Annotated in this window: 18 protein-coding genes and 1 pseudogene; 14 read left to right on the forward strand and 5 right to left on the reverse strand. The window is 72.4% G+C overall.

Annotated elements, in window-relative coordinates; all coding sequences use genetic code 11:
• From AS97_RS13300 to cobC, 3 genes and pseudogenes are all read left to right on the forward strand, one after another.
• Positions 1-381: pseudogene (locus tag AS97_RS13300) on the forward strand (cobalamin biosynthesis protein); the annotation flags it as partial.
• Positions 382-525: 144 nt separating this feature from the next.
• A complete protein-coding gene (locus AS97_RS13305) occupies positions 526-1,362 on the forward strand; it encodes a sirohydrochlorin chelatase (RefSeq protein ID WP_210564936.1) in 837 nt (278 codons plus the stop codon).
• Positions 1,352-2,467, forward strand: a complete 1,116-nt coding sequence (cobC, locus tag AS97_RS13310) for an Rv2231c family pyridoxal phosphate-dependent protein CobC (RefSeq protein WP_247204355.1) — start codon at positions 1,352-1,354, stop codon at positions 2,465-2,467. The genes AS97_RS13305 and cobC overlap by 11 nt, the downstream gene beginning before the upstream one ends.
• A 440-nt stretch (positions 2,468-2,907) precedes the next feature.
• Here cobC and AS97_RS13315 read toward each other — a convergent pair whose 3' ends face one another.
• Together AS97_RS13315 and AS97_RS13320 are read right to left on the reverse strand one after the other, a co-directional pair.
• Positions 2,908-3,834, reverse strand: coding sequence for an SCO1860 family LAETG-anchored protein (locus tag AS97_RS13315; RefSeq protein WP_125758075.1), 927 nt, complete (start codon positions 3,832-3,834; stop codon positions 2,908-2,910).
• Between the two features lie 326 nt (positions 3,835-4,160).
• Complete coding sequence (locus tag AS97_RS13320) at positions 4,161-5,270, reverse strand: amidohydrolase family protein (protein ID WP_185929850.1); 1,110 nt, start codon at positions 5,268-5,270, stop codon at positions 4,161-4,163.
• A gap of 136 nt (positions 5,271-5,406) precedes the next feature.
• Here AS97_RS13320 and AS97_RS13325 point away from each other — a divergent pair, with 136 nt between their 5' ends.
• The 6 genes from AS97_RS13325 to thpD all read left to right on the forward strand — a co-directional run bounded on the left by AS97_RS13325 (position 5,407) and on the right by thpD (position 10,572).
• Positions 5,407-6,177, forward strand: a complete 771-nt coding sequence (locus AS97_RS13325) for a SigE family RNA polymerase sigma factor (RefSeq protein ID WP_210564938.1) — start codon at positions 5,407-5,409, stop codon at positions 6,175-6,177.
• A complete protein-coding gene (locus tag AS97_RS13330) occupies positions 6,177-6,992 on the forward strand; it encodes a hypothetical protein (RefSeq protein WP_210564940.1) in 816 nt (271 codons plus the stop codon). The genes AS97_RS13325 and AS97_RS13330 overlap by 1 nt, the downstream gene beginning before the upstream one ends.
• Before the next feature lie 319 nt (positions 6,993-7,311).
• Positions 7,312-7,863 (forward strand): diaminobutyrate acetyltransferase, encoded by a 552-nt coding sequence (gene ectA, locus AS97_RS13335; RefSeq protein ID WP_059144875.1) that lies wholly within the window; start codon positions 7,312-7,314, stop codon positions 7,861-7,863.
• A gap of 109 nt (positions 7,864-7,972) precedes the next feature.
• Complete coding sequence (ectB, locus tag AS97_RS13340; RefSeq protein ID WP_059144876.1) at positions 7,973-9,235, forward strand: diaminobutyrate--2-oxoglutarate transaminase; 1,263 nt, start codon at positions 7,973-7,975, stop codon at positions 9,233-9,235.
• A gap of 40 nt (positions 9,236-9,275) precedes the next feature.
• Positions 9,276-9,680, forward strand: a complete 405-nt coding sequence (locus AS97_RS13345; RefSeq protein ID WP_014059807.1) for an ectoine synthase — start codon at positions 9,276-9,278, stop codon at positions 9,678-9,680.
• 4 nt (positions 9,681-9,684) lie between these two features.
• Complete coding sequence (gene thpD, locus AS97_RS13350; RefSeq protein ID WP_086711630.1) at positions 9,685-10,572, forward strand: ectoine hydroxylase; 888 nt, start codon at positions 9,685-9,687, stop codon at positions 10,570-10,572.
• Between the two features lie 151 nt (positions 10,573-10,723).
• On the opposite strand, the gene AS97_RS13355 is transcribed toward thpD, so the two are convergent.
• On the reverse strand, positions 10,724-11,770 hold the full coding sequence (locus AS97_RS13355; protein WP_079059446.1) for an aminotransferase class V-fold PLP-dependent enzyme: 1,047 nt from the start codon (positions 11,768-11,770) through the stop codon (positions 10,724-10,726).
• A gap of 286 nt (positions 11,771-12,056) precedes the next feature.
• Entirely contained in the window at positions 12,057-13,592 is a 1,536-nt protein-coding gene (locus AS97_RS13360) for an aldehyde dehydrogenase (NADP(+)) (protein ID WP_247204356.1), read from the reverse strand.
• Between the two features lie 134 nt (positions 13,593-13,726).
• Between AS97_RS13360 and AS97_RS13365 the strand changes: the two genes are divergently transcribed.
• The 5 genes from AS97_RS13365 to AS97_RS13385 all read left to right on the forward strand — a co-directional run bounded on the left by AS97_RS13365 (position 13,727) and on the right by AS97_RS13385 (position 18,638).
• Positions 13,727-14,497, forward strand: coding sequence for an IclR family transcriptional regulator (locus AS97_RS13365; RefSeq protein WP_059144880.1), 771 nt, complete (start codon positions 13,727-13,729; stop codon positions 14,495-14,497).
• Positions 14,498-14,589: 92 nt separating this feature from the next.
• Positions 14,590-15,630: a hypothetical protein gene (locus tag AS97_RS13370; protein WP_247204357.1), complete on the forward strand. Its 1,041-nt coding sequence runs from the start codon at positions 14,590-14,592 to the stop codon at positions 15,628-15,630.
• Complete coding sequence (locus AS97_RS13375) at positions 15,627-16,889, forward strand: histidine kinase (RefSeq protein ID WP_125760110.1); 1,263 nt, start codon at positions 15,627-15,629, stop codon at positions 16,887-16,889. Before AS97_RS13370 ends, AS97_RS13375 begins: the two co-directional genes overlap by 4 nt.
• Positions 16,886-17,587 carry a response regulator transcription factor gene (locus AS97_RS13380; RefSeq protein WP_059144882.1) on the forward strand — a complete coding sequence of 234 codons (702 nt, stop codon included), beginning with the start codon at positions 16,886-16,888 and terminating at the stop codon, positions 17,585-17,587. Before AS97_RS13375 ends, AS97_RS13380 begins: the two co-directional genes overlap by 4 nt.
• Positions 17,588-17,657: 70 nt before the next feature.
• Positions 17,658-18,638 carry an aldo/keto reductase gene (locus tag AS97_RS13385; RefSeq protein WP_086710193.1) on the forward strand — a complete coding sequence of 327 codons (981 nt, stop codon included), beginning with the start codon at positions 17,658-17,660 and terminating at the stop codon, positions 18,636-18,638.
• Positions 18,639-18,677: 39 nt separating this feature from the next.
• Here AS97_RS13385 and AS97_RS13390 read toward each other — a convergent pair whose 3' ends face one another.
• Positions 18,678-19,898, reverse strand: coding sequence for a right-handed parallel beta-helix repeat-containing protein (locus AS97_RS13390; RefSeq protein WP_059144884.1), 1,221 nt, complete (start codon positions 19,896-19,898; stop codon positions 18,678-18,680).
• Positions 19,899-20,002 lie beyond the last annotated feature (104 nt).

Genomic DNA, 20,002 nt, shown 5'->3' on the forward strand with positions numbered 1-20,002 from the left:
CTTGTCGTCGGGGTCGGGGCCAGCCGGGGGGTGTCCGTCGGCGAGGTGATCGGGCTGGTCGAGACGGTCCTGGCGGAGGCGGGCCTTTCACCGAGCGGCGTGGCCGAGTTGGCGACCGTGGAGGCCAAGGCCGGGGAGACCGGACTGCTGATGGCGGCCGAGCGGCTGGGGGTGCCGCTGTGCGGATACCCGGCGGCGGCGCTGGCCGCGGTGGAGGTGCCGAACCCGTCCGCGGTGCCGCTCGCGGCCGTGGGCACGGCGGGGGTCGCCGAGGCGGCCGCGCTGCTGGCCGCCGGACCTGGCGGCGAACTGCTGGTCGCCAAGCGGAAGTCCGCGCCGCGCGGCCGCCCCGGAATGGCCACCTGCGCCGTCGCTCGCCGCCCGGTTGCGGCCAAATCCGGGCAGGCCGGGCAGCGAAGACCTGCCGTCGACCGTCCCGACGCAGGTCAGTAACGTCTCGGGGCGGAACAGCCCGCCGCCCCCTGCTGACCGTGACACCCGCACCACCTGCACCAAGGAGACCTCGTGACGACCCCGCCCGCCCTGCTCCTCGCAGGCATCGGCACTCGAGACGAAGGGCATGCCACCGCCTTTCACGCATTCGTAAGGGAGTTGGCCACACGCCACCCGGACCTGCCCGTGGCGGGTGGCCTCACCGGACCGGGCAGCCACCCGCTGTCCGATGCGGTCACCCGGCTCGTCGGCGAGGGGGTGAGCCGCTTCGCGGTCGTCCCGCTGACGCTGATCCCGGCAGCTCCCCCGAGAGACGGCATCGCGGCCACGCTGGCCCAGGAGGCGGAGCGGCATGCCGACGCCTCGTTCGCCTCCGCCCGGCCGCTCGGCCCGCACCGCACACTGCTCAGCGTGCTGGAGCGGCGGCTCGACGAGGCGCTGGGCAACCGGCCCCGGCTGCCCTCGGACCGTGCGGAGACCACCGTGCTGCTGGTGGGCGACGGTTCGCCGCTCCCGGAGGCCAACGCCGAGGTGCACCGCGCCGCCCGGCTGCTGTGGGAGGGCCGTGGCTTCGCGGGCGTCGAGGTGGCCTTCTCCTCGCTCGCCGCACCGGATGTGGCCTCGGGCCTGGACCGCTGCGCCAAGCTGGGGGCCAGCCGGGTCGTGGTGCTGCCGTACTTCCTGTTCGCCGGTGACGCCCTGGAGCGGGTGCGGCAGCAGGCGGAGGGCTGGGGGCTCGCCTACCCCGAGGTCGAGGTGGTCTCCGCCGACGTCATCGGCCCGGCAAAGGAGTTGGCCGACCTCGTCATGGAGCGCTATGAGGAGGTGGCCGACACCGCCGGGCGCGCCGGATTCGGCGATGAGGCCCATGCGTTCGCGCATCCCGATACCCACGCCGATGCCCACTGATCCATCGGCGGGCCTGCCCACGAGCGGGTCCGCCACCCCGGCCGCCGATGGCGTCTCCACCGGGTTCGATCTGCGGCATCACGGGGACGCGGAGGTGCGGGGAGCCGATGCCGACCTGACGGACCTCGCGGTCAATGTCCGGGCCGGTACGCCACCGGACTGGCTCAAGGCCCGAATCGCCGACTCCCTCGACGGGCTGGCCGCCTATCCGGACGGGCGGACGGCGCGGGAGGCGGTCGCCGCGCGCCATGGGCTTCCGGTCGGCCGGGTGCTGCTGACGGCGGGCGCCGCGGAGGCGTTCGTCCTGCTCGCCCGTGCCATCCCGGCTCAGCGGCCGGTGGTGGTGCATCCGCAGTTCACCGAACCGGAGGCGGCGCTGCGGGACGCGGGGCACACCGTGGAGCGAGTGATCCTCGATGAGCGGAACGGCTTCCGGCTGACCCCGGACGCGGTGCCGGAGGACGCCGATCTGGTGGTGATCGGCAACCCGACCAACCCCACATCCGTACTGCACCCGGCCGATGCCCTGGCCGGTCTCGCCCGGCCGGGACGGACGCTGGTGGTGGACGAGGCGTTCATGGACGCCGTCCCGGGCGAGCGCGAGTCGCTGGCGGACCGCACCGATGTGCCCGGGCTCGTGGTGCTGCGCAGCCTCACCAAGACCTGGGGTCTGGCGGGGCTGCGGATCGGCTATGTGCTGGCGGAGCCGGACACCGTCACAGCGCTGGAGCGGGTCCAGCCGCTGTGGCCGGTGTCCAGCCCGGCCCTGACGGCGGCCGAGGCGTGCTGCGCCCCGCCCGCCCTCGCCGAGGCCGCGCGGGCCGCCGACCGTACGGCCGCCGACCGGGCTCATCTGGCCGACCGGCTGGCCCAGCTGGCGGAGGTGCGGGTATGCGGCCCGGCTGCAGGACCCTTTCTGCTGATCCAGCTGCCGGGCGCGGTCGCGATCCGTACCCGGCTGCGCGAGCTGGGCTTCGCCGTCCGCCGCGGTGACACGTTCCCGGGCCTCGGCCCGGACTGGCTCCGGCTCGCCGTCCGCGACCGCGCCACGACGGACCGCTTCGTCATCGCCCTGGCGAAGGTCATCGCCGAATCGGACGCCTGACCGCGCTGCCACACCGCGCACCGCGCAGCCAGATGGCGCACCGCGCTGCCTGATCGCGCCGCCAGACCGCGCACCGCGTGGAGCGGTGCGCGGTCACGCACGGCTTGCCCGAGCCCGGGCGCGGGCCCAGCGCTCGCGCCCGATGCCGAGCCCCGGCCCAACGCCCGAGCCCCGGCCCGGCATCGGAGCCCCAGCCCCTATGCCGTACCCCGGCCCGGCACCCGTGGCCGAGCCCGACGGCACGCCCCGGCCCAGCACCCGCGGCCCGGCCCTATGCCGCACCCCGGGCACCGCCCCGGGTCCGGCACCCGACACCGTTGGGCACGGCACGGGCACCGGACCCAATCGGCCGGGCCAGGTCAGGCGTCAGGCCCAACCGCCAGGCGTCAGGCGTCAGGCCCAACCGCCAGGCGTCAGGCGTCAGGCCCAACCGTCAGCCGTCAGGCGGCGTCGCCGTTGGCGGCGGCGCGCCGGCGGCGGGCCAGGACGACGGCTCCGCCGCCCACGGCGAGCAGCAGGGCTCCACCGCCCACCAGATACGGCGTGGCCGAGCTGCCACCGGTCTCGGCCAGGTGCTCCGGCTTCGGCTCGGGCGTGGTCTGCGGGCCCACGCTCGGGCTGGGCTGGACCGCCGCGGCGACGGGCGCCTCGCAGGTCGCCCGGGCGAGGGTGACCTGCCCCTCGACCTCGGAGACGTTCAGCTTGAGCGGGTTCACGGAGACCTTCAGGTTGAGGGCCGTGGCCGCCGCCGTGCGCGAGGTGGTGGCCGTCCGCGACAGATCGAGCCGGACCTGGCCGAGTGTCGGCACATCGACCGTGGTGGTGCCGCTCGTGCTCAAGGTGACCTTCCTGCCGAGCACGCTGACGCTGCCGAGCAGGTTGGACTGGGCGGTCGGCCGCTTCCCGGCGGCACACACCGCCTTCGAGGTCACCTGCTCGACCGAGATCAGCGGGACCCCGGCCAGACCCGGGACGTGGACCTTGGCGTTGACGAGGTTGGAGTACCCCTCGGCGCGCTGCTTGTCCGCGGCGGCCCGGGCGGTGGCCACATCGGCCCGCAGCACACTGAACGGCCGGCCCCCGTCCACGCCGTCCAGGGTCGCGGTGAGTGCCGTCTTGCTGGCCGTCGCGGGTGCGTGCACCTCGTTCAGCACCACCGAGAGCGGAGCCGTGACGGTCTTGTTGAGCAGGGAGACATCGAGATCGGTGCGGAGCACGACCGCACCCGCCTTACCGGCGGTGGCACCGGTGTCGGCCTGCGCGGTCGCCGCGGGCAGCAGGCCCAGGACGGAGACCGCGGCAGCGGCAGTGGCGCCCGCCAGACGGCGGGTGGGCATGCCGAAGTAGGTGTTACTGGAACAGGACACGTGAGTTGACCCCCACAGGAGACATGGAGCCGCCGGCGCCTGCCGCGGGGGACTCCACGGGCGCCGACGGCATCGACCACGCCATATTTGCGCACTGAGGGTAAACAGGCAGACACATGATGTCCGTTCACCCCAAAGGGTGTGGTTCGCCGCCGCGTTCGAGCCGTGTTCCCTTCAGGAGCCCCCTCAGGACCCCCTGCCCCACCGTCCCCGCGCCCAATCAGCCCGCGCCCGCACCCAATCAGCCCGCGCCCGCACCCAATCAGCCTGCGCCCGCGCCCAGTCAGCCTGCGTCCCGTGCCGGTCAGCCCCGTCCCCGCGCCCCGTCAGCCGACCACGCGGCCTCGCAGCACCACCCGCCGCGGCGTCGTCAGCACCCGCACATCGGCGCGCGGATCCGCGTCGTAGACGACGAGATCGGCGGAGGCCCCCTCGGTGAGCCCCGGCCGTCCGAGCCAGGACCGCGCCCCCCAGGTCGCCGCCGAGAGCGCGTCCCGCGCCGGGATGCCCGCCTTCACCAGCTCGGCGACCTCCTGCCCGACCAGCCCATGGGCCAGGCCGCCGCCCGCGTCGGTGCCGGTGTAGATCGGGATGCCCGCGTCGTAGGCCGCCCGCACCGTCTCGTACCGGCGCGCGTGCAGCCGCCGCATATGGTCGGCCCAGCGCGGGAACCTCACCTCGCCGCTCAGCGCCAGCCGGGGGAAGGTGGCGATGTTGACCAGGGTCGGGACGATCGCCACGCCCCGCTCGGCGAACAGCGGGATGGTCTCCTCGGTGAGCCCGGTGGCGTGCTCGATACAGTCGATCCCCGCCTCGACCAGCGGCGCGAGGCTCTCCTCGGCGAAACAGTGGGCCGTGACCCGCGCGCCCAGCCGGTGCGCCTCGGCGATGGCCGCCTCGACCGCGCCGCGCGGCCAGCAAGCCCCCAGGTCGCCGGTCTCCCGGTCGATCCAGTCGCCGACCAGCTTCACCCAGCCATCGCCCCGCCGCGCCTCCGCGGCCACGTAGGCGACCAGGTCCTCCGGCTCGATCTCATGCGCGTAGTTGCGGATGTACCGCTTGGTGCGGGCGATATGGCGGCCGGCCCGGATGATGCGGGGCAGATCCTCGCGGTCGTCGATCCAGCGGGTGTCGGCCGGCGATCCGGCGTCCCGCAGCAGCAGCGCCCCGGCGTCGCGGTCGGTCAGCGCCTGTTTCTCGCTCGTCGAATCGTCCACCGCCCCATGGGCGTCGAGCCCGACATGGCAGTGGGCGTCGACGAGGCCGGGCAGCACCCAGCCCTCGACCAGCCGGATGTCCCTGGCCCCGGCCGGCCGCTCGAACGTGATCCTGCCGTCGACCACCCACAGCTCGTCCCGGACGTCCCCGGCAGCGTCGCCGGTGTCCGGTCCGACCAGGACCCGGCCCTTGATGTGGAGCACCGCGCTATCCCTCATGCATCGCACTGTACGAGACCGGGGCAGGGCGTTGACCGGCCAATTCCCAGGAGCTGGAACGGCGCCACTCGAACAACATGCGCAGCGCTGCTACGCTCACGCAACCCACCGGAGGAGCGGCAGTGAGGAGGTCCTCGTGAACGCTCCCGCCGATGACGCGGCCGCCGCGGGCACCGCGCGAGCGCCCGGCACACCGGAGGACCCCGACGGCTTATCGGCCGACGCGCACGCCGTCGCCGACGCGCACACCGGCCCACAGCCCAACCCGCACACCGCCGACCCACAGGCCGAATTCCGGGACTTCTTCGAGCGGCACCACGCCGAACTGGCCCGCCTCGCCCATCTGTTGCTCGGCAGCTCCGACGGGGCGGACGACCTGGCGGCCGACGCGCTGGTGGCGGTCTGGCACCAGTGGGACCGGGTGCGGGCCGCCGACCATCCGGCCGCGTACGCCAGGGGCGTGGTCGCCAACCTGGCCCGCTCCCGGATCCGCAGTCTGGTGCGCGAGCGGCGGCGGGTGGCGCTCTTCTCCTCGCAGCGCTCCGACCATGTGGACGACCCGGATGTGTCCGCCGTGGTGGATGTGCAGGCCGCGCTGGTCCGGCTGCCGTTCCGCAAGCGCGCATGCGTCGTGCTGCGGCACGCCTTCGACCTCTCCGAGCGGGAGACGGCCCGTACGCTGGGCATTTCGGTGGGCACGGTCAAGAGTCAGACCTCCCGCGGAATCGCCGAGCTGGAGCGCCTGCTGGGCCCTCCGGACGGCGAGGGCGAGCTGCCCGGGGCGACGGACGCCGAGCAGACGGTACGCACGCTTCGCTCTGGGAACACAGGCCACACGGGCCACACTGGGCCCGCTCGCCACTCGGGTCACATGGGCCACGCCGGGCATGCAGGAGGGGGCAGTTGATGATCGAGCATCGCGAGCGCCCCGAGGGCCGCGATGTCGTCGCCGAGCTGCGTACGGCCGCCGCCTGCCATGAGCCGGACCGGATCCGGATGCTGGCCCGGGTCACGGCGGGCATGGCGGCCGACGGCCGGAGCCGGGGCGCGTGGACGAGCCCGCGCCGGACCTGGGCGCCGCGGCTGGTGGGCCCGGTCGCCGGGCTGGCCGCGGCGGTCGCGGCGACGGGGATCGCGGTGGTGGCCACGGACGGTGCCGAGCGGCCGCAGACGGTGCGCACCTCGAGCGAGCCTGCCGCGCCTCCGGCAGGCGCGGGCGTGGACAGGCGGCCCGGGGAGAGGCCGGGCGCCGGATCGCAGAGCGATGCTGAGCGGCACACGCCGAGCGCCTATCCCACCGCGGCCGGTCCAAACCATCTCGCCGAGCCGACCGTTCGGTCCAAGGGCGCCATCAACGCCCATTCCAATCCATACTGGGCGCAGAGTGACATCACGCTCACCATCGGCAGGCCACTGACCTCGCTGACGGTGGAGCTGCGAGTCGCGGACACCGGGGATGTGCTGTCCACCGGGTCCTGGAGCTCGCTGCCGACCGGCGATGTGACCACCGCCACCCGCGTCGAGGATGGTGTGCTGGTCTACCGCTGGACGCTCCGGAAGGGCGCGACCGCGCCCGCGGGCCGGTATGTCTTCGCGGGGCAGTACAACCACGCCGAGGGGGACCGGGACACCGGCCGGGACGCGTACTCGGCCTCGGGCAACGGCGCCTCCGGGGCCTTCGCGGTGCGGGGCGACTTCCCCCGGTTCACCGCGGGGGATTGAATTCATGGCAGCGTGGCCAGAAATTCTTTGCATTTTTCCGCTACTGCTTCCACATTCGTCTGCCCGCCATCGCGATTCCTAAACAAAAAATTTTTCACGGGTTCCTGATCCCGTAATTCAAGACGGTCATCGGCCGGTTACATATATGTGACAGACCCCACACGCGATCCGCTTTGCCCGAGTAACTCCCCTACAAATTACCGCCTTTCGGCCAACGGCCGCGCGCACGCGCGCTCCCGCGTGATAACACATGGACCCCCCTCCACGTAACCCCCCACCGCGATGCATTTTCTGATTCTGCTGGGTAAATTGAATTTGCATGACCGCCGCACAAGCAGACCTAGTCCGTAGCGAATTGGATTTGCCGGAGGGCCTCACCCTCGACACACCGCGCGTCGAGGATGGAGCCGCGATCTGGCGAATCGCCCGCGACTCCAAAACCCTGGACCTCAACTCCTCCTACAGCTACCTCCTGTGGTGCCGCGACTTCGCCGCCACATCCGTAGTGGCGCGCGACGCCGACGGCGGACCGGTCGGCTTCATCACCGGCTACGTCCGTCCCGAGCGCCCCGAGACCCTCGTCGTCTGGCAGGTCGCCGTCGACCACGCCTGGCGTGGCCGCAAGCTGGCCGCCACCCTGCTGGACGGGCTGGTCGCCCGGGTCGCCACGGCGGGCGTCCGCGGCATCGAGACGACGATCACCCCTGACAACACCGCCTCGAACCGGCTGTTCACCTCGTTCGCCGAGCGGCATGAAGCGCCGGTCGAGCGTGAGGTGCTCTTCCACGGCGGTCTCTTCCCCGACGGTGGGCACGAGCCCGAGGTGCTCTACCGCATCGGCCCGCTCGGGCCGCGCGCGGACCGGACCTGATCTCCCCTGATCACCCCCCGATCCTGATCACCCCCCGATCCTGATCACACCCACGATCACCCCGATCCTCCCCCTCACCCCCCTCACACCCCTCTCCCAGGAGAACGCTGTGACCATCACCCCGCCCGCCCTGAGCGTCTTCGAGGCCCTGGAGTCGGAGGTGCGCAGCTACTGCCGTGGCTGGCCCGCCGTCTTCGACCGGGCGCAGGGCAGCCACATGTTCGACGAGGACGGCCACACCTACCTCGACTTCTTCGCCGGAGCCGGGTCGCTCAACTACGGCCACAACAACCCGGTACTGAAACGGGCGCTGATCGACTACATCGAGCGTGACGGCGTCACTCACGGCCTGGACATGTCCACCACGGCCAAGCGCGCGTTCCTCGAGTCGTTCCAGAACAACATCCTGCGCCCGCGCGATCTGCCCTACAAGGTCATGTTCCCGGGCCCGACCGGCACCAACGCCGTCGAGGCCGCGCTGAAGCTGGCCCGTAAGGTCAAGGGCCGCGAGTCCATCGTGTCCTTCACCAATGCCTTCCACGGCATGTCGCTGGGCTCGCTGGCCGTGACCGGCAACGCCTTCAAGCGCGCCGGCGCGGGCATCCCGCTGGTCCACGGCACCCCCATGCCGTTCGACAACTACTTCGACGGCACGATCCCGGACTTCCTGTGGTTCGAGCGGCTGCTGGAGGACCAGGGTTCCGGCCTCAACCAGCCCGCCGCCGTGATCGTCGAGACCGTGCAGGGCGAGGGCGGTATCAACGTGGCCCGGCCCGAGTGGCTGCGCGCCCTGGCCGAGCTGTGCGAGCGCCAGGACATGCTGCTGATCGTCGACGACATCCAGATGGGCTGCGGCCGCACCGGCGCCTTCTTCTCCTTCGAGGAGTCGGGCATCACCCCGGACATCGTGACCGTGTCGAAGTCCATCAGCGGCTACGGCATGCCGATGTCGCTCGCGCTCTTCAAGCCCGAGCTGGACGTCTGGGAGCCCGGCGAGCACAACGGCACCTTCCGCGGCAACAACCCCGCCTTCGTCACCGCCGCCGCGACCCTGGACACCTACTGGGCCGACGGCCAGATGGAGAAGCAGACCCTGGCCCGCGGCGAGCAGGTCGAGCGGGCCCTGCGCGCGATCTGCGAGGAGCAGTCCGGCACCCACTTCCGCGGCCGCGGCCTGGTGTGGGGTCTGGAGTTCGAGGACAAGCCGCGCGCCTCGGCGGTCTGCAAGCGCGCCTTCGAACTCGGCCTGCTGGTCGAGACCTCCGGCCCCGAGAGCGAGGTCGTCAAGCTGCTGCCCGCGCTGACCATCTCCCCCGATGACCTGGACGAGGGGCTGCGGACCCTCGCCCGCGCGGTCCGCGAGACCGCATAACCCTCCCGTACCGCAGAGAAGAGAGAGGCAAGAACTCACCGTGATCGTCCGATCCTTCAAGGACATCGAGGACACCGAGAGGCATGTGAAGGCCAAGACCGGCACCTGGGAGAGCAAGCGCATCGTGCTCGCCCGTGAAGGCGTCGGCTTCTCGCTGCACGAGACCATCCTCTACGCGGGCACCGAGACGTCGATGTGGTACGCCAACCACATCGAGGCGGTGCTGTGCGTCGAGGGTGAGGCCGAGCTCACCAACGACGAGACCGGTGAGAAGCACTGGATCACGCCCGGCACCATGTACCTGCTGAACGGGCATGAGAAGCACACGATGCGCCCCAAAACCGACTTCCGATGCGTCTGCGTATTCAACCCGCCGATCACGGGACGGGAGGACCATGATGAGAACGGCGTATACCCGCTGATCACCGAGACCGAGGAGGCATGATCCGATGACCGCGGTCACTGACCTGTACCCGACCCGTGGGGCCATGGAGGTCGCTACGCCGCGCGTGGACCCCGTGGTGTGGTCCGAGCCCGGCGCCCCCGGGCCGCTGCAACCGTCCGAGCTGAGCGATTTCGATCGCGACGGCTTCCTGGCAATTGACGAGCTGATCACTCCGGACGAGGTCGCGGCCTACCGCGCCGAGCTGGACCGGCTGGTCGCCGACCCGGACGTGCGCGCCGACGAACGCTCGATCATCGAGCCGAAGTCGCAGGACGTACGGTCGGTGTTCGAGGTGCACCGGATCAGCGAGGTCTTCGCGAACCTGGTGCGCGACCCGCGTGTGGTGGGCCGCGCTCGTCAGATCCTCGGCTCGGACGTCTACGTCCACCAGAGCCGGATCAACGTCAAACCGGGTTTCGGCGCCTCGGGCTTTTACTGGCACTCGGACTTCGAGACCTGGCACGCCGAGGACGGACTGCCGAACATGCGGACCGTGTCGGTCTCGATCGCGCTGACCGAGAACTACGACACCAACGGCGGCCTCATGATCATGCCGGGGTCGCACCGTACGTTCCTCGGCTGCTCGGGCGAGACACCGAAGGACAACTACAAGAAGTCGCTGCAGATGCAGGACGCGGGCACCCCGTCCGACGAGGCGCTCACCGGTTTCGCCGACAAGCACGGCATCAAGCTGTTCACCGGCAAGGCCGGTTCGGCGACGTGGTTCGACTGCAACTGCATGCACGGCTCGGGAGACAACATCACGCCCTACTCGCGCAGCAACGTCTTCATCGTGTTCAACAGCGTGGAGAACACTGCGGTGGAGCCGTTCGCGGCACCGGCCCCCCGGCCGGATTTCATCGGGGCCAGGGACTTCACGCCCGTACGGTGATCGCCGCCGTGCGCTGAGCTGACGTCCGTGATCTGAGGGAAGCCGGGGTGCCCCGGCTTCCCTCAGATTTTCCATGGCCCCGGTCCGGCCCCGGTCCGACCCCGGTCCGGCCCCGGGTCCGGTCCCGCGCTGCCCCGTTCCGGCCCCGGTCTCAGCGGGACAGCTCCTCCAGCAGCCGGTCCACATCGGCCGCCGTGTTGTACAGGTGGAAGGAGGCGCGGAGGTTGCCGGCCCGCGCCGAGACATGCACATCCGCCTCCGCCAGCCGGGACGCGGCGTCCCCCAGCCCCGGTACGGAGACGATGGCCGAGCCCGGGGCGGCGACGGGCTGGTGGCCGAGCCCGATGACCCCGGCCCGGAAGCGGTCGGCGAGCGCGCGGTCGTGGGCGGCGATGGCCTCGGTGCCCAGCTCCTCGATCAGCGCGAGGGAGTGCCGGGCCGCCACGTAGGAGTACACGCTCGGGCTCTCGTCGAAGCGGCGGGCGGAGTGGGCGAGTTCCGCCACCGGTCCGTAGCAGCTGTCCCAGGGCTTCTCGCCGGCGACCCAGCCCGCGAAGACGGGGGTGAGCTCGCCGAGGTCCTCGGGGACGGTCAGGAAGGCGGCCCCGCGCGGGCACATCAGCCACTTGTACGCCACGCAGACGGTGTAGTCGGCCCCGTCGGCGTTCACCGGGAACCAGCCGGCCGCCTGGCTGGTGTCCACCAGGGTGCGGGCCCCGTGGGTCCGGGCCGCCTCCGCGATGGCGTCGAGATCGGCGATCCGCCCGTCCGCGGACTGGACCGCGCTCACGGCCACCAGCGCCGTGCCGGGCCGTACCGCCTCCGCGATCTCCTCCAGCGGCACGATGCGCAGCTTGAGGTCGCCGCGGACGGCGAAGGGGTTGACCAGGGAGCTGAAGTCGCCGTCGGCGACGATGACTTCGGCTCCGGGCGGCAGCGAGGTGGCGATCATCCCCGCGTAGACGGCGACCGAGCTGCCGGCCGCGACCCGCCGCGCCGGTACGCCGACGAGCCGGGCATAGGCGGCCCGGCTCTCCTCGACCGCCTCGAAGGCCACGTCGACGATGGGCCGACCGGCGGCCGATCCGTCGAGGACCGCCTTCACGGCGGCCACGGAGCGTGCGGGGATCAGACCGCTGGACGCGGTGGTGAGATACGTCGTGTGTGGCGCGAATTCGGCGCCCGCCAGGCTCTCCATGTCCATCCACTATGGAACCGGCCCAGCCCGGCGTCCATCGCGTTTCCCTGTCGAATGCCTTCAAGGGAACCTTATGGATCCCCGCTGACCTGCGGCGATCCCCATGCCTGGCGCGGCGCCCGGGTGAAAGCGCCGGCGGATCGGCCGAAAAAGACCCCCGGGGCCGCCGACGGCCGCGGGCATGCCGACACGGCCGCCGGAACCGCGGGTCCGGTCCGCGGGTCCGGCGGCCGCGCCGTCGGTCCGGGACTTCAGCGGTGCTGCTCCCGGAGGGCCTTCCGGGGGTTCAGTCGCGCTGCTCCCGGACACCGTTGATCCGCCGGGGCAGCTCCAGCGGGTTCTCGTCCCGCAGCTCCGGCGGCAGCAGGGCGGCCGGGGTGTCCTGGTAGGCGACCGGCCGCAGCCAGCGCTCGATGGCGGTGCCGCCGACCGAGGTGGAGGTGGAGGTGGTGGCCGGGTAGGGGCCGCCGTGGTGCTGGGCCGGGGCGACGGCGACACCGGTCGGCCAGCCGTTGACCAGGACCCGGCCGGCCAGCGGGGTGAGCTCGGCGATCAGCGCACCGGCCCGGCCCTCGGTGCCCTCGCCCTCGGCGGCGGAGAGCTGGACGGTGGCGGTGAGGTTGCCCGGAAGCCGGCCGAGCACCGCGCTGATCTCCTCGTCGCTCTCATAGCGCGCCACGACGGTCACCGGGCCGAAGCACTCCTCCAGCAGCACATCGTGCGGGCCGTCCTCGGTGAGCCGCCGCGCCGGGACGGTCAGGAAGCCCGCGCTGACCGTGTGCTCACCGCCGGAGCCGGGGGTGACCGGGGCCTCCACGTCGGCCAGTTCGGCGCGCTCCTTGACCCCGGCGACGAAGTTGTCCCGCATCCGGTGGTCGAGCAGGACGCCCGCGTCGGTGTTGCTGACCGCGTCGGTGAGGGACTTCACCAGGCCGTCGCCCGCCGGTCCTGCCGGGGCCAGCACAAAGCCGGGCTTGGTGCAGAACTGCCCCACGCCCAGCGTCATGGAGCCCGCGAGCCCCGCGCCGATCTGGTCGCCGCGCTCGGCGGCCGCGGCCTCGGTGACCACGACCGGGTTGAGACTGCCCAGCTCGCCGTGGAAGGGGATCGGCACCGGCCGGGAGGCCGCCGCGTCGTGCAGGGCGCGGCCGCCGCGGACCGATCCGGTGAAGCCGGCGGCGGCGATCAGCGGATGCTTGACCAGCTCGATACCCGCGTCGAAGCCGTGCACCACCGCGATCACCTCGGCGGGCACCCCGACCCGCTCGGCGGCGCGGCGCAGCGCGGAGGCGGCGACCTCGGAGGTGGCGGGGTGGTCGGGGTGGGCCTTGACGACGACCGGGCAGCCCGCGGCGAGTGCGCTCGCGGTGTCGCCGCCGGGCACGGAGAAAGCGAGCGGGAAGTTGCTGGCGGCGTAGACGGCGACGACGCCGAGCGGCAGCTTGTAGCGGCGCAGATCGGGCCAGGGCGGGGTCTGGGTGGCGTCGGCGTGGTCGATGCGGACGTCGAGGAAGGCACCCTCGTCCACGATGGTCGCGAAGGCCCGTAGCTGGTAGGTGGTGCGGGCGAGTTCGCCGGTGAGCCGGGCGGGGCCGAGCGCGGTCTCCGCGTCGGCGGCCTCGACCAGCTGGTCACGGGCCTCGTCGAGGAGATCGGCGGCGGTGCGCAGCAGTGCGGCGCGCACCGTACGGTCGGCCAGGGAGCCGCGGGCGGCGTGGGCCGCGCGCACCACGCGGTCGACCTCCTCCGCCGTGGCTTCGACCGCTACCTGCTCCCGCTGCTTTCCGGTTCGGGGGTCGACGCTCCACACTGGTGCTGACACCGCGGATTCCTCCTGCTGTGGTGTTACCGCTGCTTGCGTCCCACACATCGACGGTGTTCGATATGCTGAACGCTGTCCCGGGTGATGAATTTCCCTCGGGACTCTATGGCTGGTCGAACAGAGGGGTCAAGGCGATGTCAGCTGCCGAGACGGGCGGGGCCCAGGTCAAATCGGCTGTCCGCACGGTCGAACTGCTGGAGTTCTTCGCCGGGCGGCCCGGCATGCACAGCCTCGCCGCTGTCCAGGAGGCCGTGGGCTATCCCAAGTCGAGCCTCTACATGCTGCTGCGCACCCTGGTGGAGCTCGGCTGGGTGGAGACGGACGCCACCGGCACCCGCTACGGCATCGGGGTGCGCGCCCTGCTCGTCGGCACCTCCTACATCGACGGCGACGAGGTCGTGGCCGCCGCCCGCCCCACCCTGGACCGGCTCTCGGACGACACCACCGAGACCATCCACCTCGCCCGACTCGACGGCACCAACATCGTCTATCTCGCCACCCGGCAGTCGCAGCACTATCTGCGCCCCTTCACCCGCGTCGGCCGCCGGCTGCCCGCCCACTCCACCTCACTGGGCAAGGCGCTGCTGGCCACGTACTCCGACGAGCAGGTGCGCAAGCTGCTGCCGGAGACGCTGGGCCGGCTCACCGAGCACACCATCACCGACCGCGAGAAGCTGATCGAGGAGCTGCACCTGATCCGGGAGCAGGGGTACGCGGTGGACCGCGAGGAGAACACCCTGGGCCTGCGCTGCTTCGGCATCGCCATCCCGTACCGCACCCCCTCGCGCGACGCCATCAGCTGCTCGGTGCCGGTAGCCCGGCTCACCCCCGCCCATGAGCAAATGATCAAGGACGCCCTGTTCGACGCCCGGGACCGGCTCACCCTCGCGACGCGACGTCTTTGACCCACGGGAGGACGGCCCCTCCGCCGCGCGGCGGAGGCGGATCGTCGGGCAGGGTGAGGCGCGGCGCCCGCCGCGCCGCGAGGCTGGTCCCCGTGACCCACACCCTTTCCGGCTCCCGGACGCGTCCCGCACCCGCCCGCTCCCCCGGTGACGCCGCCGGGCGGATCCTGCGGGCCGTCGCGATCCTGGCCTGTCTCCCGTACATCGGCCTCAAGATCGCCTGGATGTCGGGCGGTCACGTCGGCATACCCGAGGGCAGCGAGCTGCGCGACCCCGGTCGGCAGACGGTGATGGTCGTCGTCAACGGCCTGTCGGTGCTCATGGACGCCGCCGTGGTCGTCCTCGCCCTGCTGCTCACCCGCCCCTGGGGGCTGCGGGCGCCGGCCTGGCTGACGGTCCTGCCCGTATGGGTGGCCTGCGGGCTGCTCGCGCCCATCATGGCCGGGTTCCCGGCCCAGTTGGCGGCCAGGGCGCTCGGCTTCGGCGGCGGGGACGGGGGCCGGTCCTCCGGGTCGAGCGGGACGTTCCTGGCCGAGTGGGTCTTCGGGATGGTCTACGGCGGGTTCATCGTGCAGGGGCTGGCCCTGGGCGGCCTGTTCGTGCTGTACGCGCGCCGCCGCTGGGGCCATCTGTGGCGCGGCCGGATCGCCGATCTGCCCGCCCACGGGGCGGCCCCTGCCACCCGGCGCCCGGTCGCCGTCGTCATCGCCCTGCTCACCGCGGTGCCCGCCGCCGTCCATCTGCTGTGGGCCGCGGGGTCGGACGCCGGGCTGAGCCACGACCGGTCCCAGGACCGCGGCAGCGACTTCTCCGTCCTCGAGGGCGCGTACGTCGTGTTCGCGCTCATCACCGCGCTCGGCGTGCTCATGGTCGCCTTCCGCGCCGGGCGTCCGGTGCGCCTCGCCCTGCCGCTGAGCCTGGCCTGCGTCGGCTCCGCGGCGCTCGCCTGCTGGGGCGGCTGGCTCCTGCTGACCGGGCTGACCGCCCAGAACGCCGCCCAGGAGCCGACCGCGCTGATGTATCTGACCTACGCTGTGCAGATGACCGTCGGATTGCTCGTCCTCACGGCCGGCGGGCGCTTCTTCCGCGAGCGCGGCTCCGCCGGGGGCGCGGCAGCGTACCGAGCTTCGTGACCGGGGCGTGGTGGCGGCGGGCGGTCCGTGCGGTGGCCGGCCGCCGGGCCCAGCTGCGCTGGGTCCATCTGGTGCTCGGCGGCGCCCTGTTGATGCCGTATTACCTGCTGACCGGCGTCGTCTTCTCGATGCTCCTCCAGGACGCCGTGCCCTTCACCTCCCTGCCGTGGCAGCTTGGCACCTTCGCCACGGCCCTGCCGCTGGCCGTGCCGACCGCGCTGCTCCCGCTGGTACGGCCCCTGGAGGCCACCGCCGCCCGCTCACTGTGCGGGCTTCCGGAGTCCGCGGAGCTCGCGGCCGGGCCCGCCGGGTCGTGGGACGCGCGCGCCCGCACCTTGCTCTGGTACGGCCTGCATCTGGCCATCGGCGGGCTGGTCAGCGGGCTCACCCTGTCCCTGCTGCCCGCCTCGGCGCTGCTGGTCGCCCTGCCGTTCACCGACGGTTCGTACGCCGACGAGGGCTGGCCGCACGCCTTCGCCTCGGCCCCCCACGCCCTGGCGCCCCTGGCCGGGGTGCTGCTGCTGGGCGTGATCATGGGGATCGCCGCGGCCGCCGGGGCGCTGCTGGCCCGCTGTGCGCCCGGGCTGCTCGGCCCGGCCCCCGCCGAGCGGCTCGCCGCCGCCGAGCAGCGGGCCACCCGGCTGGCCGCCCGCAACCGGCTCGCCCGCGAGCTGCACGACTCGGTCGGCCATGCGCTGAGCGCGGTGACCCTCCAGGCGAGCGCGGCCCGTAAGGTCCTCGACACCGATCCGGACTTCGCCCGGGAGGCGCTGGCGGCCATCGAGGAGACCACCCGGGACGCGGTCGGCGAACTCGACAGCGTGCTCGGCCTGCTACGCGAAGGGGAGGACCGTCCGGCCCCGGCCCCCTCCCCCACCCTGATGGATCTGGACGGGCTGCTGGCCCGCACCCGGGCCGCGGGCGTCGCCGTCGAGCTGACGGCCCCGGGCTCGCTGGACCGGCTGCCGCCCGTCGTCTCCCGCGAGGCGTACCGCATCGTCCAGGAGGGGCTCAGCAACGCGCTGCGCCACGCGGGCCGGGTGCCGGTGCGGCTCCGGATCGCCGAGGACCCGAAGAAGGTGGAGATCACGATGGAGAACCCGGTGAATGGAGCCGCCCGGGCACGGCCCACCGGCGGCGGCCGCGGGCTGCGCGGCATCGCCGAGCGGGCCACCCTGCTGCGCGGCACCTGTGCGTGGGACACCGTGGACGGCGTCTGGCGGCTGACGGTCCGGCTCCCGCTGGAGGCGTCCCGATGAGCACCCCGCCGTCCCCGGTGAACGCCCCGCCGTCCCCGCTGCGCATCGTGCTCGTCGACGACGAGCGGATGGTGCGCACCGCGCTGCGCGCGATCCTCTCCAGCGAACCGGACCTTCAGGTCGTCGGCGAGGCCGGAAGCGGCGCCGAGGCCGTACCGGTGGTCCGTGAACTGCGCCCGGACGTGGTGCTGATGGACGTCCGGATGCCCGATGTCGACGGCATCCGGGCCACCGAGCGGATCCTGAGCACCATGGCGGACCCGCCGCGCGTCATCGTGGTGACGACGTTCGAGAACGACAGCTATGTGTACGACGCGCTGCGCGCCGGGGCCAGCGGCTTTCTGCTCAAGCGGGCGCGGGCGGAGGATCTGGTGCAGGCGGTGCGGCTGGTGGCGCGCAGCGATTCGCTGCTGTTCCCGGCCGCGGTGCGGGCGCTGGCCGCCGAGCACGCCGCCGCCCGGGGCCCGGACCGTGAGGCGAGCGCGCGGGCGCTGAGCGAGCGGCTCTCCGAGCGGGAGGCCGTGGTGCTGCGGCTGATGACCGACGGGCTGTCCAACTCCGAGATCGCGACCCGGATGGCGGTGGGACCGGCCACGGTCAAGACGCATGTGGGGGCGGTGCTCACCAAGTTGGGGGTGCGGGACCGCACTCAGGCGGTGATCGCCGCGTACGAGAGCGGTTTCGTCACGCCGGGCTGACATCCGGCGGCCGGGGTGGTGTGCTGTGACGGGTCGGCCGAACGGGCGGATGGGCGGGAGGAGCAGGCGCATGGAGTACGCACGGCTGGGCGCGTCGGGCATCAAGGTGTCGCGGATCTGCCTGGGCATGATGAGCTACGGCAGTCCCGAACACCGGCCCTGGCAGCTGGACATCGACGACGCGCGGCCGATCGTGCGACGTGCGGTCGAGGAGGGGGTGACCTTCTTCGACACCGCCGACATGTACGCGTTGGGCCGGAGCGAGGAGATCACCGGCGAGCTGCTGCGGGAGCTCTTCCCCAGCCGCGACGACTATGTCCTCGCGACGAAGGTCTACTCCCCGATGGGAGAGGGCCCCAACGACCGCGGGCTGTCCCGTAAGCACATCCTGGCGGGCATCGACGCCTCGCTGCGGCGGCTGGGCACCGACCATGTGGATCTCTACCAGATCCACCGCTTCGACCCCGGAACACCCATCGAGGAGACGATGGAGGCGCTCCACGATGTGGTGCGGGCCGGAAAGGCCCGGTACATCGGCGCCTCCTCCATGTACGCCTGGCAGTTCGCCAAGGCCCAGCACACGGCCGAGGCGCACGGCTGGACCCGGTTCGTCTCCATGCAGAACCACTACAACCTGCTCTACCGGGAGGAGGAGCGGGAGATGAACCCGTTCTGCCTGGACCAGGGCGTCGGCGTCATCCCCTGGAGCCCGCTGGCGCGCGGGCTGCTGGCGGGCACCCGCGACCGGGACCGCACCGGGACCACCGTCCGGGCGGCCAACGATCCGCTGGTGGAGAAGTGGTACGCGGACGCGGAGTTCTCCATAGTGGACGCCACCCGCGAGATCGCCGAGAAGCGCGGGGTGGCTCCGGCGCAGGTGGCGCTGGCGTGGCTGCTCGGCAGGCCCGCGGTCACCGCGCCGATCGTCGGGGCCACGAAGATCGGCCATCTGGAGGACGCGGTGGCTGCGGTCGGGCTGACGCTCGAGGAGGCGGAGGTGGCCCGCCTGGAGGACCCCTACCGCCCGCGCCCCATCATGGGCCATAGCTGACGGGACGGCTCCCGGGGGAGCCCCGGATCTCCCGGGGCTTCAGTTCATCGTCGAACCGATCTCGGTGCGGTCCATGACGACGAGGAAGCCGGTGACCGGAAGGGAGCCGTCCTGCCGCCGGGGGGCGAGTGCCGTGGTGGGGTCGGTGGTGACCAGCGGCGGGGTGGCCGGGCCGCCCGGCGTCCAGCTGTTCTCCCGGGCGACGGCGAGGCGTCCGGTGTCGGCGCTGCCGCGGCCGTTGGAGACCGCGAGGTTGCGGGTCAGGAGGGCGCGGGAGCCGGCGAAGGAGTAGCCCTTGCCCCAGTTGTCGAAGGCGGTGGTGCGCTGGAGTTGGAGGGCTCCGGTGTTGCCGCCCGCCTCGAAGCCGCTCTTGGTGTTGGCCCAGGCGGCGGAGGTCCGTACGACATGGGCGGGCGAGGGGGCACCGGGGCGCTCGGCGCCGAGCTGGAAGCCGCTGCCGTCACCCTTGAAGTAGGGGATGTGCCAGCGGTTCCGGCCGTTTTCGAAGGCCCAGGAGTGCTCGATGGTGACGGGGCTCGCCCACATCCACAGGTCGAGGCCGTCGTCGCTGTTGCGGAACAGCCGGGATCCGGTGACCACGTTGCCGCTGCCGGAGCCGTGGGTGAGGGCCATGCCGTCGGCTCTCTGCCCGCCGGTGGCGTCGTCGTGGTTGCCGTAGGAGTCCAGGTTCCGGATGACGTTGCCGTTGGTGTGGTCGCCGCGGAGGGTGAGGCCGGTGTCGCCGTTGCCGTGGGTGCTGAGGTTCTGGAAGACGTTCTTCGCACAGGAGGTGCAGACCAGACCGCCGCCCGGGGCGTTGCGCAGCTCGATCCCGGAGACCGTCCAGTAGTCGGCGCTGAGGGAGACCAGCGAGGAGCCCTCGCCCAGTCGGGAGCCGTCGAGCCGGACCTTCTCCGCCCGGTAGGGCCGGAGTCGGACGCGCTCGCGGGGAGTGCCGCTGACGGAGCTGCGCAGCGTCCTGGCGGGGTAGTACGTGCCGCCGCGCACCTCGATGGTGGTGCCCGCCTTGGCGGTCGATATCGCCTTTTCGAGGCTTCGGAAGGGGGACTTGAGGGTGCCGCTGTCGCCGTCGCTGCCGTTGGTGGCCACGTACACGGTGGTGGGCACGGCGCTCGCGCCCTCCGGCGAAGCCGTCAGATACACCCCGGCCACGGCCGACGCCACGATCACGGCGCTGCCCAACGGCAGCGTGCGGTCCTTACGGCGGCGGTGGCGGCCCCGCTTGCGCCTCAGCCTCATGGCAACTCCTGTTCCGCGTCGAGAGAACGGGCCGGAGGATCCGGACCGGCCCGTCCCATGTCGTAGTTGCCGCCAGTCCAGATTAGGTTGCCGGGCACCCGAGG

The sequence above is a fragment of the Streptomyces sp. AgN23 genome, assembly GCF_001598115.1.
Lineage (GTDB): Bacteria > Actinomycetota > Actinomycetes > Streptomycetales > Streptomycetaceae > Streptomyces > Streptomyces antimycoticus.

Bases quoted from the DNA above. Each gene is read 5' to 3' on its own strand.
- AS97_RS13330 (WP_210564940.1), top strand. From the start codon at position 6,177: ATGATCGAGCATCGCGAGCGCCCCGAGGGCCGCGATGTCGTCGCCGAG.
- ectA (WP_059144875.1), top strand. From the start codon at position 7,312: ATGACCGCCGCACAAGCAGACCTAGTCCGTAGCGAATTGGATTTGCCG.
- AS97_RS13380 (WP_059144882.1), top strand. From the start codon at position 16,886: ATGAGCACCCCGCCGTCCCCGGTGAACGCCCCGCCGTCCCCGCTGCGC.
- cobC (WP_247204355.1), top strand. From the start codon at position 1,352: ATGCCCACTGATCCATCGGCGGGCCTGCCCACGAGCGGGTCCGCCACC.
- AS97_RS13385 (WP_086710193.1), top strand. From the start codon at position 17,658: ATGGAGTACGCACGGCTGGGCGCGTCGGGCATCAAGGTGTCGCGGATC.
- thpD (WP_086711630.1), top strand. From the start codon at position 9,685: ATGACCGCGGTCACTGACCTGTACCCGACCCGTGGGGCCATGGAGGTC.
- AS97_RS13355 (WP_079059446.1), bottom strand. From the start codon at position 11,770: ATGGAGAGCCTGGCGGGCGCCGAATTCGCGCCACACACGACGTATCTC.
- AS97_RS13390 (WP_059144884.1), bottom strand. From the start codon at position 19,898: ATGAGGCTGAGGCGCAAGCGGGGCCGCCACCGCCGCCGTAAGGACCGC.
- AS97_RS13365 (WP_059144880.1), top strand. From the start codon at position 13,727: ATGTCAGCTGCCGAGACGGGCGGGGCCCAGGTCAAATCGGCTGTCCGC.
- AS97_RS13320 (WP_185929850.1), bottom strand. From the start codon at position 5,270: ATGAGGGATAGCGCGGTGCTCCACATCAAGGGCCGGGTCCTGGTCGGA.